This is a genomic window from Paenibacillus sp. LBL (assembly GCF_029893715.1).
GTDB lineage: Bacteria > Bacillota > Bacilli > Paenibacillales > Paenibacillaceae > Paenibacillus_AQ > Paenibacillus_AQ glucanolyticus.
Genome location: NZ_JARXYU010000006.1, coordinates 214,995 through 228,381, shown reverse-complemented (window position 1 = coordinate 228,381; position 13,387 = coordinate 214,995). Strand labels below are relative to the sequence as shown.

The following is a 13,387-nucleotide window of genomic DNA, read 5'->3' as shown; positions in this document are numbered from 1 at the left end:
GTAATGGAGGAGGAACGGACAATATGACGGAGAAAAAGTCACCGGTAGGATTCGGTTTGATTGGCTGCGGCATTATTGCGGATATTCATGCCCAGGGCATCCTAAATACGGAGGAAGCGGTGCTTGCCGCCGTATACGATACGAAACGGGAGTCAGCCGTCAAGCTGACTGAAAAGTATGGTGGAGATATATGCGGGAGTATGGAAGAGCTGCTTGCGCGCGGTGATGTGGAGGTGGTCTGCATCTGCACGCCAAGCGGCATGCATGCAGAGCAGACAGCGATGGCTGCGCAGGCGGGCAAACATGTGCTGGTGGAGAAGCCGATGGCGATCCGGCTAGACGATGTGGAGCGCATGATTGAGGTATGCGCAGCGAACGACGTGCTGCTCGCCACCGTCTTTCCACGCCGGATGTCTCCGCAGGCAGCATATGCCCGTCAGGTCATCTCGGAAGGACGGCTTGGAAAGCTCAGTTTATGCTCGGCGTATGTCATGCTTTACCGTGATCAGGCCTATTATGACAGTGCAGGCTGGAGAGGGACCTGGGCGATGGACGGCGGGGGAGCGATGATGAATCAGGGGATTCACACCGTGGATATGCTGCAATGGCTCGTTGGACCGGTTGCCTCCTTATCGGCAAAGGCGAAGGCGGTCCTGCGCCATATCGAAGTCGAGGATACGGTCATCGCGACACTTGAATTTGCGAATGGCGCGCTCGGCGTTCTGGAGATAACAACAACGGCCCGCGACGGTAAAGGGCAGCGGCTAGTAATCCATGGGGATAAGGGAGTGCTCGTCATTGAAGAAGATACGATTGTGTCCCTGGAGATCGAAGGGGAGCCGGTACAGCTGCCCGAATTCGAGCCGTTCAAAGTAATACCTGACGGTCACCGTCTGCAAATTCAGGATATGGCATATGCCGTACGCGAAGGCCGCGAGCCTGTAGTTACCGGGGAGGAAGGCAGACATTCACTGGAGATTATTCTGGGCACCTATGAAGCGTCCCGGCAGCGCAAGGAAATCGAACTGCAGACCGGAACGCCGGCATTGTAAGAATGGAGGTAATCTACATGTCCCAGCACGGCATGAAGCCTGTTCAGGAAGAGATTAGAGATCGGCTGAGGGTCTGTGTTCATGATCACCGCGAAGCGATGGGCAAGGCGGCAGCCGCGGATATCCATGCGGCTATGAAGCGCCTTCTGGCTGAGAAGGAGCGTATCCGAATCGTATTTGCGGCTGCCCCCTCCCAGAATGAATGCCTGGCAGCGCTGGTTCAATCGCAGGGATTGGACTGGAGCCGGGTAACGGCTTTTCATATGGATGAATACATCGGTCTGCCCCGGTCTGCGCCTCAGCGATTCGGAAGCTTCCTCTCCCGGAGCTTGTTTGATCGGGTATCTCCAGGGGAAGTGCATCTACTAGACGGCATGAATGATCCTGAAGCAGAATGCGAGAGATATGGCCGGTTGATTCGCGAGTCACCGATCGATATGGTGGTTCTGGGTATTGGCGAGAATGGGCATATCGCCTTCAACGACCCGCCGGTGGCTGATTTTGCCGATCCGTTATGGGTGAAGCAGGTCAAGCTGGATCTGGATTGCCGACAGCAGCAGGTGAACGATGGCTGCTTTGCCAATCTGGAGGAGGTCCCGAAATATGCACTGACACTTACCATCCCGGCTTTAATGTCGGGTGCCCAGCTGTTCTGCGTTGTTCCCGGTGCGAGCAAGCGAGCGGCGGTACAACGGGCGCTGTACGGCGAAATAAGCGAAGCCTGCCCGGCGAGTATACTTCGGCAGCATCCGGATTGCACGCTGTACGTGGATCGGGATTCATACGGGGATATCCGGAATGGATAGCCAGCGTTGTGTTCGCACAGGCCTTCATTATGCATCGGAAGAGCGGATTCAGGTCACATGGAGCCCTGATGGCCGAATCGACAGCCTGCTGCCTGGGGAAGGCGAAGAGACGATATGGATCGCGCCCGGATTAATCGATCTTCAGATTAACGGCGGTTATGGATATGATTTGAACTCGCTGCCGCTCACAACGGATACGGTCATTCAGGTAACCCGACGTTTATGGGAGAAGGGCGTAACGCTGTATTACCCAACCGTCATTACCAACGGCGATGATGAAATCGAACAAATCCTTCGTGTTATCGACGCGGCTTGCCTGGAGGATGAAAGGGTCGGTTCAACCATTGGCGGGGTTCATGTGGAAGGACCGTTCATTTCATCGGAGGAAGGGCCCCGGGGAGCGCATGATTCCGGGTTTATCAAGGCTCCCGATTGGGGACTGTTTACAAGATGGCAGGCAGCTTCGGGGAACCGGATTCGTATCCTCACGTTATCGCCGGAGTGGCCGAATGCTGCGGATTTTATCCGAAAGTGCGTTTCATCGGGAATCGTTGTATCCATCGGTCATACCGCCGCTACGCCTGCGCAAATCCGGGAAGCGGTGGCTGCTGGAGCGACCATGTCTACTCATCTCGGCAATGGTGCGCATCTGACGCTGCCGCGCCATCCGAATTACATATGGGAGCAGCTTGCACAAGACCAGTTATGGGCAGGTGTGATCGCGGACGGTTATCATCTGCCGGATTCGGTCATCAAGGTGATTCTCCGCGCCAAGTTGACCAAAACTCTGCTCGTAAGTGATGCTGTCTATTTAAGCGGGATGCCGCCAGGAGAATACGAGACCCATATCGGTGGCGACGTCATCTTAACGCCGGAAGGCCGATTGCATCTTGCCCGCAAGCCTGAACTGCTGGCCGGTTCAGCCATGATGCTTCTCGAAGCGGTGCAGAGGCTGGCGGAGTCGGGACTGTGTTCATTCCCCGAAGCTTGGGATATGGCTTCAATGCTGCCGGCGCAGGCGATGGGGCTGGCGGATTATGATGGGTTGAAGAGAGGAGCAAGGGCCGATTTCGTGCTGCTCGAGAAGCGCGAGGGGAGCCTTCGCGTACTGGAGACCGTCAAAGGCGGTCATTCGGTATATCGTGCGGAGGGCTGACGGATTTAATTAAGTAGAGACAAAGAACTGAACCATTCCCTGCCAAGCAGACATGAACACTTGGGTGTTTGCTTTGGCGGGGATTGTTGTTGTTCTGCACGAATATACGCTTGAAAGTTTATGCATGACCTCCGTGCGGGGATAGTTTAGAATAGGGAATAACATAGGAGTTATATGATGTTCTCATGGTTCGATCCTTATCACAGCGAAGCAAAAGGAGGTTATCACACTGAATCGGAAAGTTTCCGCTGCACGTAAAGTTTCCACCTGTACATTCATTTTGCCTGTTATCTTATTCATCATAGAGGTTCTGTTTGTCCGTGACGGGCACTGGTTTCACTATTACGGCCTTGTTTCTACTGTCGTTATCCCGCCATTCGGTATCGTATTATCCATACGTTCCTACGGGAGAACCGATTCGAACAGGGACCTCCTATTAATCGCTTGCAACGTGCTTGCGCTATTATCTTATTTTATCTATACCTTCTTAGGATATCTAATGATGGGCCCGTAAGAAATGAACACTTTTCTCAAGGACCGTGAGTCCGCGCTTGCTGCGCTTCACCGTGTTGAATAGACGAACAGTCAACAGTCTAAGCATAGGCAGACTCTGCCGGTAGCGGCTTCTGCAGAACCTTGGGATGGATGGTGAACAAGCTGCTGCCGTTTTTTTTATTTATGAGGCTGGTTTACCAACATTCATCCATTCCTCTAGTCATACTTCGCCATAATCTCGTTCAATATCCCCTTCATGCACTCCACCAGTTCACTCGGCTCCTTCACGGTAGCTTCATTCCCTAAGCCGATAAAAAATTTGGCAAAATACATAAGCTCGCTGCTGGGGACGTTCTGGTTAAGCTGTCCGCTTCCATCCGGCGTTATATCCATATGAGGAACATGCCATAATTCGGACTCGCAGCGCCGAACGCCTTCCCTGCTCAGATCGACAATCATCCGGATATACACAGGCTTCTCTGACCCATGTTCCTCCCAGTTTCCAAGGTGGATATGACGGTGGTCGAGCGGCTCGATTCCGGTTGAATCATTAGCGACGGATTGCATTCGGTCACAACGGAACAGACGAAAGTCCCTGCGTAGAAAACAATATGCGGGGCAATACCAGAAGCCGTTGCTGGCATAGATGCCTACGGGCTGGATGGTTCGCTCCGAATAGCCGTTTTTCGTTTCATATTGCATCGTAACCACCCGCTGATCCACGGATGCTTCCAGCAGAACTCCAAGATATTCGGCTTTCTGCTGTCTTGTGTGCGTTAGAAAATCCACCCGGTTCTTCATCTGGTCAATGCGGTCCCGGACGTCACCCGGCATATAATAATAAAATTTCTGAAGTGCGGTAGAAGACTCGGCCTCGAAGGGAAGAAATAGATAGTGGCGCAAGGCGTGACTGGCAAAAAACATCGCAACGGCTTCTTCCTCGCTGAAGGCAATCGGAGGAAGGATCCGCTCCTTCAACACCTGGTACCCGCCGTGCGGACCTACCTCCGAATACAGCGGTACTCCAAGCTCGCTCAGTTCCTGAAGATCTCGCAGTATCGTACGGGGAGACACATCGAATTGATCAGCCAGCTGTCGCACGGTAAATTTCCGTATTCGGTTTACGGTCATCATCAGCTCCATGAGACGTTTGGATTTGGACATAATATCAGCTCCGTATTCTTTGATAACTATGACAATAGTTGTCACTATTATACTCTATACTCATGTTAGAACCTAGATGTTCCCCTAACCCCAAATAAGAAAGAGGAGTGAAGACAAATGAGTGATTTAAAGGAAATGAAGCAGCTGCTGTTCGAGGAACTGGAGCACATCGTGAAGACAACCTCCAATCTGATTGCCAAAATTTCGGCAGAGGATTGGGATTACAAGCCGGCTCATAATATGAGGTCGCTTCAAGAACTGGTGCACCATCTCGTATCCGTGCCTGCTGCCGATTTATTGATTTTGCAGGAGAATAGTGAAGAGCAGATTCGAGAGCTTGAAGCGAGTATTGCTGCCGACGGCGGGGACAAGGACAAGCTTATGGCTTGGATGAACAGGGGACTTGCGGATGTAAAGTCGTATATGAGCGGGTTGACAGATGAAGAGTTTATGCAGAAAAAGACCAAGCCCTTCTACTTGGAGCATGGCTCCACGCAAGCCAAGTGGCTGATTGAAATCGTTACGCATGCCCAGCACCACCGGGCTCAGATGTTCAATTATCTCAAGGCCCAGGGTTATGAAGTGAATATGTTCGATTTATATTAGACAAGCCGCTGACCCGAATAAGCTCCATTCTTGCACAGGAGGAGACACCGCTATGAGGCGGTGTTTTTTTTGTGTTTTTTGAAGGGAAGAAAAAAATGCTTGAAGATGACGTAACGTCACCTAATATAATGGCATCAACGTTGATAAGGGGTGGAGATAGAGATGAAACGATATACAGTTGCGATATTAGGGGTATTGAGTTTGTTTCTGCTCAGTGCATGCAGTTCAAACGGTGCAAGTGAAGATACCCAGATTGTATCTCTTCAGCAAATTGAAGTAGTAGAGATTGAGCATGGCAGCACAAGCTTGCATGTGGAGACAGCGGACGTGGAAGCATTGGAAGTTTCGCTGCTCAGTCATAACAAACCCGCGAAGGCCGTTGTGGATCAGGCCGACAACCAAGTAAAGATCCATTTAGACAATGACATCATCCGCATGTTGAATATCGGCAGGATGCCGCAGCTTAAGGTTCGAATTCCGCAGGATTATGCAGGTAAAGTTCAGATAGAGGGCTCTTCCGGCAATGTAACGGGTACCGGATTGCAAAGCCAGAGCCTGCAATTAAAAGGAAAGAGCGGTAACATCTCGCTGGCCTTTACGAGTATCGATCATGATGTGGATGTGACGGTCAAAAGCGGAAACGTCAACCTGAAGCTGGGAGAAGAAACCCCGAATGCCGAATGGCTCTTGCAATCGGGGAGCGGACGCCGGTCTGTCTCTCTCCCTTTGGAGGACAGAAGTGAAAGCAATCGCAAGACCGAGGGCCGATCAGGAGATGGCACCTATAAAGTGAAGATCAAAACCGGCTCGGGAAACATTACGATACAATAAAATAGCGCAAAAACATCCCCTTGTCTGTCCTGTTTCCAGAGTCATGGATCTCTTTGAACCCTGTGGAAAAAGGACAGTTGGGGGATATTGCACGCAATGGTTTAACACCAGAGATAACTAGAATAATAAGGGTGACTGCATATTAATCCTCAGCAGGTGCGGAAGACTTCGACGAAGCGGATGATCTTATATACTCCGGCGGCTTCACGTTATCAATAAGCAGAATGCCGTCGTATTGATCACGGGGCACGAAGCTCTCTGGAATCATGCCCCAGCTGTAGGCAAACCGCGGTTCGAACATCCATGAGTTTCCGGCCTCATGGTTTCTGTAACGCAGATCTATGAAGGTATATGGTGCGCCTGCAGCTGACAGAATGGATTCCATGGAACCAGGCTCTGCCGGCAGAACGTCATGCACATTGCCCATGTTGTCCGCGGTTTTCCCGCTGGCCGGGTACAGTCCAAGGACATAACTGTATTTTTTCATCTCATCCGATAGTTGTTCTCCCATTAATGCAACCGGATACGGAGAGCCCATCACTTCGGTCTGAGCCTTACGGATGTGATCGTTATGTCCCCAGACGATGAATTTCTCGGTAGGGTACACTTCGGTAGCCAGCCACATGAGGTTATCCAACATCGCTTGATCTCGCCATTCCATCGATTTAAGGAACGGGGTATAGTCGCCGCTTTCCATGCCAAGCGTAGACTCGATGGAGATTTCCACATACTCCTCAGCAACCCGAATCCGGTCGTTCAAGCTTCTCTCCAGCAGCGTGGTCAGCTTAGGGTTATCCGGATAAAGCAGCTTCAGATGAGCCTCGTTAGCCTCTGTTTTCAAGGATTTCAGAGCGTCCTTGTAAACTTGAATGAGCTGCCTCTTCTCTTGGCGGTAAGCTGCAAGATCTGTACCAGCGGAGTAGCCGGAGAGTTTCTGCTCCGCTTCCGCAAGACGCCCAGCCATAACCTTATCCTTCAGCCACGCTCCGTCAAACAAAGGATTTTGCAACTGTATATCAAAACCTGTCAATACGAGCGGCTGCTCGCTCTTTCGGGAGGTTTTGATATATTCGAACAATGGCATGATTTCCTTGGACCACCAGACGCCGAAGATGGAATCTTTCATGGTTTGCTCTGCGCTCTGTTGTCCAGCTTTGCCGTATGCGAGAGAGGTATTTCCGAGACCGCTCTCAAAAGCCAGCACATGGTATCCCATCTCTTGATGAAGGAACTGAATCAATCGGGTTTTTGCAAGATTGAACTCGGCAACGCCGTGGGAACTCTCCCCCAGGAATACAAAGCGTTTGTCGTGCAGCAAAGGCTTCAGCATGGCCAGATCCTTGAACGGAGTGGTTCCGTTGTTCGTACCCGCGGGCTGTATCGTATCCAAGCGGTATGCGTGGTCCTTGGCCCAGTTCCCCCACTCGGCTATTTTTTCATCCGATGTTCGGGCAGTCTTAACTTCTGTAACCTGTCCTTGGATGGCATCCGGGGGAGAAGCGTACGCTTTTCCGTCAGGGATCAGGGATGTGCCCAGGATGGAGGCGGTGAGCAGGCACAAGGTGAATGCTTTGCTTGTTTTATGTAATGGCATGATAGATGAAGTCACTCCTTATAGGATGATCTGGATTAAATGAACGGTACTTAATTGTTGAACATACATAGTAAAAAAAACTCGTCAGGATGTTTCTGTGCCCTGGGTATGGTAATTGATCTTGGCATCCCCTCCTTAACATGGTCACGAATACGGTCTGTTGGTCCCAAATAAACGCCTTGCCAGTCTAGTCTTCATCCCAGAACAGATCATTGAGAGTACGCGAGAGAGCCTTGCAAATGGCCACGCACAAGCTGAGGGAAGGATTATATTTGCCAAGCTCGATCAATCCGATGGTCTGTCTCGAGACGCCGACAATCTGGGCTAATTCTTCCTGTGAAAGATCCTTTTCGACCCTTGCCATTTTCAGTTTGATATTTTTCATGCCAATTCACCTTGATACCTTTCTACGAATCAAACTCATCGTTCTGTGACATTCTTCGGCTGACCTTGTTGGCACCGTAGTGGATCGCAGAATTCATGACAACAAAGAGCGGGAGATAGATGATCAGCGAAACAAGGAAAACGATGAAGAAATACTTCCATTCGGTTAAACTGTTGCCATTCCCGTACAAGACCGCACTTCGGATACCGAAAAAAAGAGCGAGTACGACACCGATAACAAGACCCGAGATCGCAGTACGCTTACTGAACGAAACCTTGCTCTTCTGGTCGTGAATCTCTACCTCATCGGAGTAGATTCCCAGCGTCACGCTTCGGATGCCGAAATATAAGCTTCCTCCAATAATGATCAACATTTCCAGCAGAACGGATTCCGTTGTGGTCAGCATAAAAGACTTGATAATGACAGAAATACTGCAGATGACCATGATCAAGGTGTATACCTCTTTGTATAATTTGTTCTTCATATTGACGATGCGCTCATCCTCAACAGCGTTTCTCTTAAACCATTTCATATCCATCAATCCCTTCCGTCTCTCTAAAGAGTAAGCACCTGAAATTTCCTGAATACCTGAATTGTAATGGTATTTACGTCATTTTGCAATATATATATGTCATTATGATTAAAATAATTAACATGAACAAAAAAACGAAGTATATCTTATCCATGCATGTTACCGTAGCGGCTGGCCTTTTTCTTGATATATTTTGCTATGTAGAGGAACAGTGAGCAGCGGGTTTACATCCTTTGTCCTCATGTTAAAATGGTTATTGGGCGCATATCACCCACGCAAAATAGAGGATAGGAGCGTGTTCGATACCATGATCCATTACATTCGTTTACGTTAATGTGAGGTACAGATCGTATAAGCTCGGCCATTTTTAAAAAGAGTGATGGCTAGAGTTTATTTATCTGTGCCTTTTTCATTTCGTCATAACGAATGGAAAGGATGATTGGGCTGTGTCCAAAAATGAAAAGTTGTTGCAAAAAGCGAAGCTGCTGTCGATTCATGAGCAGATGTTCAAATGCCCGATCTGCGGCTGTTCCATGAAAGTTGAACGATTGGCAAGTGTAGTGTGCGAGAAGGGCCATTGTTATGATATATCCAAGCAAGGGCATGTGAACTTGCTTTCCCATGCAGTCACAACAAAATATGATAAGGCCCTGTTCGAATCCCGAAAACGGATAAACAACAGCGGTTTTTTTGACCCGATGATGGAGCGGATTACGGATCGGATCCTTCAAGCAGAGAAATCAGAAGGAATGGAGCTGAAGATACTGGATGCAGGCTGTGGAGAGGGTTCCCATCTAACTGGTATAACGAACAAACTTGGGAAGCGGCAGCTGGAGCAACACGTGCTTGGCGTTGGCGTGGATATTGCCAAAGAAGGCATCATGATGGCCGCAAGAAATGCACCCGGACATATCTGGTGTACGGCAGATCTGGCGAATAGCCCGTTCGCGGACAAGCAGTTCGATTTTATTATAAATATATTGTCTCCCTCCAACTACGCCGAGTTCGGTCGAATGCTTGCAGATGATGGAATGGTAGTGAAGGTGATTCCGGGAAGCGGTTATTTGCAGGAGCTGCGAGAGATGTTCTACAGACAGACGAGCAGAGCGAGTTACTCCAATGACAGCACGATGAAGCTGTTTGGCCGTCACTTTGACCGGATGGATTCCGAGCGGATTCAGTATCGCGTCGATTTGGATTCCGGGCAGATGAGACACTTGATCCACATGACGCCGTTATCCTGGGGGGGTTCCCCGGAAGTCATTGGGCAGACGCTGGATGAAGAGATGGGGATAACCGTGGATTTGACTGTTCTCTATGGCTGGAAGAAGAACCAGAGGTTCTGGTAGTTTGATTCGGGAATTTATGTTTTGCTATTGTGCTCCTTTGGGAGATAATGTGAGTAGATGCCTATTATAAGAAAAAGGAGTTGACTAGTCGTATGACACTTCGAATGAATCCGTATCTCTATATGGACGGGAATGCTAAGGAAGCCGTTCAATTCTATGAGAAGGCTTTGGATGCCCATGTAATTATGCTTCAAACCTTTGGTGAAATGCCGGCTAACCCGGACTTTCCGCTGCCGGAGAATGCACGGGATCGCGTATCTCACGCTACGCTTCAGGTTGGGGATACGATCCTGATGTTATCAGATACGTTTCCTGGACAACCGGTTCAATCCAGCAATCAGGTTCAGATCTGCATTATGACGGATGCAGCGGAACAGGCGACACGAGTATATGAAGCACTCCGGGAGGGCGGACAGGTTGTCATGCCTCTTCAGGAGACCTTCTGGAGCCCGGCCTATGGCATTGTTGCGGACAAATACGGCATTAACTGGAATATCTCAACGGAAGTAGAAGTAAAAGGCTAGAAGCTGAGCGTCCAAAAGGAAACAATGCAAGAATCCCTAACGGAAAACCGTTAGGGATTCTTCTCACTCCAGTGGAGTGACCACCATTATGATATTCCCGTTGTGGTTATGCCCGGGTCCCATCCCACCACTTGTAATAGATTTGGACATGTCCGGTAGGACTTGCTACGAGCGGGTCGATGACTAGTGTCTTGCCGCTTATCTTAAGCTCGATAACCTTCTTGTTCTTCTCGGCAGAGTCCACTTTCGCGAGGAAGGAGGAATCCGCCTGAAAGCCATACAGATTAAGGAGTTCGATCAGCATGCTGCGCTGCGTTTTATCGCTGGACATTAGGTAAAAGATTCTATAACGGCCCATGACGCAGATCAAAAATGGATCAATCCAGGCCGGATTCTTTTGCCACTCTGCTGCCTCGCATATCCAGCTTATACCTGTACCACTCCCGCCACGATCCCGTGGTGTTTACGCACGCTCAGCACTACGCGAAGCAGCTTTCCCAGCCCGTCACCCGGCATACGAGGGTGACGATCACTATTTCCTTGAAGGCTTGCCCGAGCTTGTAGACGATATCAAGCGTATATAAAAAAGGGACGACATTAGCTGCGCATCATAGATAATCACGCGACTTTCGTAGTTTGTCAAAGGTGCAAAAAAGAGAGCCGTGGCGCACTACCTAAAAGGATTGCTCCAGCGGAGAAGGCGGAATGATTCTGGAGAAGCGACAGCGGTCTCCTGAAAGCTTTCTGAAAGAAAGCTGCATCGTAAGCGTAAACCGCACCCGGATTTCTACATCAGCCCATTCATTCATAGAAATCTGGGGGCAACAGAGATCGGAAGAATCATCCGCATGCGGAGCGATACAAAAAACAGACGGAGCGATGCAAAGATCTACCCACGAATATAGCGATGCTAAGGGAATCAGAAGTTAAGGGGCGCATATAACCTCGCATTAAAAAAAACGACATCAGCTTTTCGCTAATGTCGTCCTCTTTTTTACTTGCTCGCTTTATATGCGCTCAAGAATTCCTTCACCTTCGCCGGGTCGGCTACCAGTTCGTTGCCGGTTTTGACAATCGGGCTGACGGTGGAGTAGGCTTTGATTTTGTTGTTGTTGTAGTAAGTCAAAATCTCATCCTGGTTGATCGAGTAGAGCACCGCTCTTCTCAGATCATCGCTTGTTGCCACATCACGGTTCTTCGTGTTGAACAGCAAGTAGGATACCGCGTTGCTCTCAATGGTTTGCAGTTTCAGCTTGCTGTCGCCTTTAACCACATCGTATTTTGTTTCAGGCACGCCGTAGTACAGGTGAATTTCGCCGCTGCGCAGAGCGGAGAGTGTGCTGTCCGCATCCTTGATGAAGCGCATTTTCACTTGCTCGATTTTCGGCTCGTGCTCTGTACCCTTCATGTAACCAGGGTTTTTGAAGAAGGTCGCTTCATAATCCGTTTTGGAAGACAAGATGTAAGGACCGCTTGCATACAGCGTATTGTTGTACTTGTCGCCTTCGGTTACCGTGTTCTGGTCACCATATGGGATGTCTTTGTTCACATCGAACTTCTCAACGTCATATGTGTTGATCGATTCGACTTGTTTCTTCGATACGATCCCCGCAGATTGGTGAGCCAGGTAGTTCAGTACTTGCGGGAACGGCTCTGTAGTAGTCAATTTGATAACCTGGTATTTACCGTCTTTCGTGCTTGCTTGGTTCTTGTCATTGACCAGGGAAGTGATTTTGGTATCCAAGCCTGCTTCAAGAGCATTCTTAACACTGTCGCCGCTTCCGGATACTTTCGTGTTCTCAAGAACGCTCATATCCGTTACAGCTTCAACGGTGTTGATGTGCTCGTGAAGCGTGTAGGTACGATGATCAGGGACTGAATTTTTGTCTTTGGCTCTGTTCATGGAGAAGATAACGTCGTCTGCGCCTACGCGTTCGCCGGAATCTTCGGCTTTTTTGTTCGTGATTTTGGCAAAGTTAATGTCATCTCTAAGAATGAAGTAGTACTCCGAATTGCCTTCACCGATGGCATGGTTGTAAGACAGCGAACCTTCGGACGTGATCTTGTCATCATCGGTAAGGTTGATCAGACGAACGTTCATATTGGTATTGATAATGTTGATGGAACCGTCATTACCCTTGATCGGATCAAGCGAAGTCAGTTCCGAGATCGATTGGGACAGAATCAGCGGCTGCGAAGCGCGCTTGGATTGATCTTTGAAATCAACAGCTTCCCAAGGAAGGGAGCGGGATTTCGAGAGACGGACAGAGTTTTCGTCCAGCACATCCTTGTTGAACGCTTGGCTCTTCAGGGAAATGTACAGCGGAGCGATGTAAGCTTTGTCTGTAACAAGACGTTGTTCCAGTTGTTTGTAGGTCTCAGCAGCGTCTTCAGGCGTTTGTGTTGCTGCTTGGTCGATCAGCTTGTCCACTTCTTCGTCGGACATAATGCTGTAGTCGCCGCCGGTTTTGAACAGGGAACGAACAGCATAGTCAGGGTTGCCTGTCACGGTCGTCCAGCTGGACAGTGCGACATCATAATTACCGGCATCCTGTTGAGCTTTGTAGCTGCCGTAGTCCGGCTGCAGATTCAGCTTCACGTTGAAGCCGTTCTTTGTAAGCTGGTCGCGAATGATGTTGATATCCGATTCGCCGGAGCTCATGCCAAGAAGTTCAATATTCACAGCGGATGTATCTGCTGCTGTATCGGATGGTTCTTGCTGATTTTGCTGTGCATCATCTTTGGTTGTTACGTTGCATCCGGCCAGTACGATGACTAGCGAGAGGACCAGTAACAGCAAGGAACTCTTTTTCATTGTGGATACCCTCCTGAGTTGTAAAAATATATATAAAATATTATTGAAACCAAAGTTAGTGTGCTTTACTTGCTGGAG

At 49.3% G+C, this 13,387-nt stretch carries 14 protein-coding genes; 8 read left to right on the top strand and 6 right to left on the bottom strand.

Features of this window, described 5'->3' with window-relative positions:
- Window positions 1-23: 23 nt before the first annotated feature.
- Genes M2277_RS15900 through M2277_RS15890 form a run of 3 tightly spaced genes read left to right on the top strand, consistent with a single transcriptional unit; the run spans window position 24 to window position 3,014 of the window.
- On the top strand, window positions 24-1,052 hold the full coding sequence (locus tag M2277_RS15900; RefSeq protein ID WP_006208497.1) for a Gfo/Idh/MocA family protein: 1,029 nt from the start codon (window positions 24-26) through the stop codon (window positions 1,050-1,052).
- Between the two features lie 17 nt (window positions 1,053-1,069).
- Window positions 1,070-1,858, top strand: a complete 789-nt coding sequence (locus M2277_RS15895) for a glucosamine-6-phosphate deaminase (protein ID WP_006208498.1) — start codon at window positions 1,070-1,072, stop codon at window positions 1,856-1,858.
- Window positions 1,851-3,014: an N-acetylglucosamine-6-phosphate deacetylase gene (locus M2277_RS15890; RefSeq protein WP_280755147.1), complete on the top strand. Its 1,164-nt coding sequence runs from the start codon at window positions 1,851-1,853 to the stop codon at window positions 3,012-3,014. The genes M2277_RS15895 and M2277_RS15890 overlap by 8 nt, the downstream gene beginning before the upstream one ends.
- Window positions 3,015-3,725: 711 nt before the next feature.
- Here M2277_RS15890 and M2277_RS15885 read toward each other — a convergent pair.
- The gene (locus M2277_RS15885) at window positions 3,726-4,673 is read right to left on the bottom strand and encodes a helix-turn-helix transcriptional regulator (RefSeq protein WP_280755146.1); all 948 of its coding nucleotides are present in this window, start codon (window positions 4,671-4,673) and stop codon (window positions 3,726-3,728) included.
- Window positions 4,674-4,790: 117 nt separating this feature from the next.
- On the opposite strand from M2277_RS15885, the gene M2277_RS15880 reads away from it, so the two are divergent.
- Both M2277_RS15880 and M2277_RS15875 read left to right on the top strand, forming a co-directional pair.
- Window positions 4,791-5,279, top strand: coding sequence for a DinB family protein (locus M2277_RS15880; protein ID WP_006208500.1), 489 nt, complete (start codon window positions 4,791-4,793; stop codon window positions 5,277-5,279).
- Between the two features lie 162 nt (window positions 5,280-5,441).
- Window positions 5,442-6,110: a DUF4097 family beta strand repeat-containing protein gene (locus M2277_RS15875; protein WP_280755145.1), complete on the top strand. Its 669-nt coding sequence runs from the start codon at window positions 5,442-5,444 to the stop codon at window positions 6,108-6,110.
- Window positions 6,111-6,252: 142 nt separating this feature from the next.
- On the opposite strand, the gene M2277_RS15870 is transcribed toward M2277_RS15875, so the two are convergent.
- The 3 genes from M2277_RS15870 to M2277_RS15860 form a co-directional block, all read right to left on the bottom strand.
- Complete coding sequence (locus M2277_RS15870; RefSeq protein ID WP_280755144.1) at window positions 6,253-7,704, bottom strand: erythromycin esterase family protein; 1,452 nt, start codon at window positions 7,702-7,704, stop codon at window positions 6,253-6,255.
- A gap of 187 nt (window positions 7,705-7,891) precedes the next feature.
- Entirely contained in the window at window positions 7,892-8,089 is a 198-nt protein-coding gene (locus M2277_RS15865; protein WP_006208504.1) for a helix-turn-helix transcriptional regulator, read from the bottom strand.
- 22 nt (window positions 8,090-8,111) lie between these two features.
- Complete coding sequence (locus tag M2277_RS15860) at window positions 8,112-8,621, bottom strand: DUF6773 family protein (RefSeq protein ID WP_228030064.1); 510 nt, start codon at window positions 8,619-8,621, stop codon at window positions 8,112-8,114.
- A gap of 446 nt (window positions 8,622-9,067) precedes the next feature.
- On the opposite strand from M2277_RS15860, the gene M2277_RS15855 reads away from it, so the two are divergent.
- Window positions 9,068-9,970 (top strand): putative RNA methyltransferase, encoded by a 903-nt coding sequence (locus M2277_RS15855; protein WP_006208506.1) that lies wholly within the window; start codon window positions 9,068-9,070, stop codon window positions 9,968-9,970.
- 92 nt (window positions 9,971-10,062) lie between these two features.
- Window positions 10,063-10,494, top strand: a complete 432-nt coding sequence (locus M2277_RS15850) for a VOC family protein (protein ID WP_036641072.1) — start codon at window positions 10,063-10,065, stop codon at window positions 10,492-10,494.
- Between the two features lie 106 nt (window positions 10,495-10,600).
- On the opposite strand, the gene M2277_RS15845 is transcribed toward M2277_RS15850, so the two are convergent.
- A complete protein-coding gene (locus M2277_RS15845) occupies window positions 10,601-10,825 on the bottom strand; it encodes a hypothetical protein (protein ID WP_280755143.1) in 225 nt (74 codons plus the stop codon).
- Between the two features lie 41 nt (window positions 10,826-10,866).
- Between M2277_RS15845 and M2277_RS15840 the strand changes: the two genes are divergently transcribed.
- Window positions 10,867-11,058 carry a hypothetical protein gene (locus M2277_RS15840; RefSeq protein WP_280755142.1) on the top strand — a complete coding sequence of 64 codons (192 nt, stop codon included), beginning with the start codon at window positions 10,867-10,869 and terminating at the stop codon, window positions 11,056-11,058.
- Between the two features lie 430 nt (window positions 11,059-11,488).
- Here M2277_RS15840 and M2277_RS15835 read toward each other — a convergent pair whose 3' ends face one another.
- Window positions 11,489-13,309 carry an ABC transporter substrate-binding protein gene (locus tag M2277_RS15835; RefSeq protein WP_036641075.1) on the bottom strand — a complete coding sequence of 607 codons (1,821 nt, stop codon included), beginning with the start codon at window positions 13,307-13,309 and terminating at the stop codon, window positions 11,489-11,491.
- Window positions 13,310-13,387 lie beyond the last annotated feature (78 nt).

What these genes read in the sequence shown, in the direction of transcription:
- M2277_RS15900 (WP_006208497.1), top strand. Translation starts at nt 24, where the DNA reads ATGACGGAGAAAAAGTCACCGGTAGGATTCGGTTTGATTGGCTGCGGC.
- M2277_RS15895 (WP_006208498.1), top strand. Translation starts at nt 1,070, where the DNA reads ATGTCCCAGCACGGCATGAAGCCTGTTCAGGAAGAGATTAGAGATCGG.
- M2277_RS15890 (WP_280755147.1), top strand. Translation starts at nt 1,851, where the DNA reads ATGGATAGCCAGCGTTGTGTTCGCACAGGCCTTCATTATGCATCGGAA.
- M2277_RS15885 (WP_280755146.1), bottom strand. Translation starts at nt 4,673, where the DNA reads ATGTCCAAATCCAAACGTCTCATGGAGCTGATGATGACCGTAAACCGA.
- M2277_RS15880 (WP_006208500.1), top strand. Translation starts at nt 4,791, where the DNA reads ATGAGTGATTTAAAGGAAATGAAGCAGCTGCTGTTCGAGGAACTGGAG.
- M2277_RS15875 (WP_280755145.1), top strand. Translation starts at nt 5,442, where the DNA reads ATGAAACGATATACAGTTGCGATATTAGGGGTATTGAGTTTGTTTCTG.
- M2277_RS15870 (WP_280755144.1), bottom strand. Translation starts at nt 7,704, where the DNA reads ATGCCATTACATAAAACAAGCAAAGCATTCACCTTGTGCCTGCTCACC.
- M2277_RS15865 (WP_006208504.1), bottom strand. Translation starts at nt 8,089, where the DNA reads ATGAAAAATATCAAACTGAAAATGGCAAGGGTCGAAAAGGATCTTTCA.
- M2277_RS15860 (WP_228030064.1), bottom strand. Translation starts at nt 8,621, where the DNA reads ATGAAATGGTTTAAGAGAAACGCTGTTGAGGATGAGCGCATCGTCAAT.
- M2277_RS15850 (WP_036641072.1), top strand. Translation starts at nt 10,063, where the DNA reads ATGACACTTCGAATGAATCCGTATCTCTATATGGACGGGAATGCTAAG.
- M2277_RS15845 (WP_280755143.1), bottom strand. Translation starts at nt 10,825, where the DNA reads ATGTCCAGCGATAAAACGCAGCGCAGCATGCTGATCGAACTCCTTAAT.
- M2277_RS15840 (WP_280755142.1), top strand. Translation starts at nt 10,867, where the DNA reads ATGGATCAATCCAGGCCGGATTCTTTTGCCACTCTGCTGCCTCGCATA.
- M2277_RS15835 (WP_036641075.1), bottom strand. Translation starts at nt 13,309, where the DNA reads ATGAAAAAGAGTTCCTTGCTGTTACTGGTCCTCTCGCTAGTCATCGTA.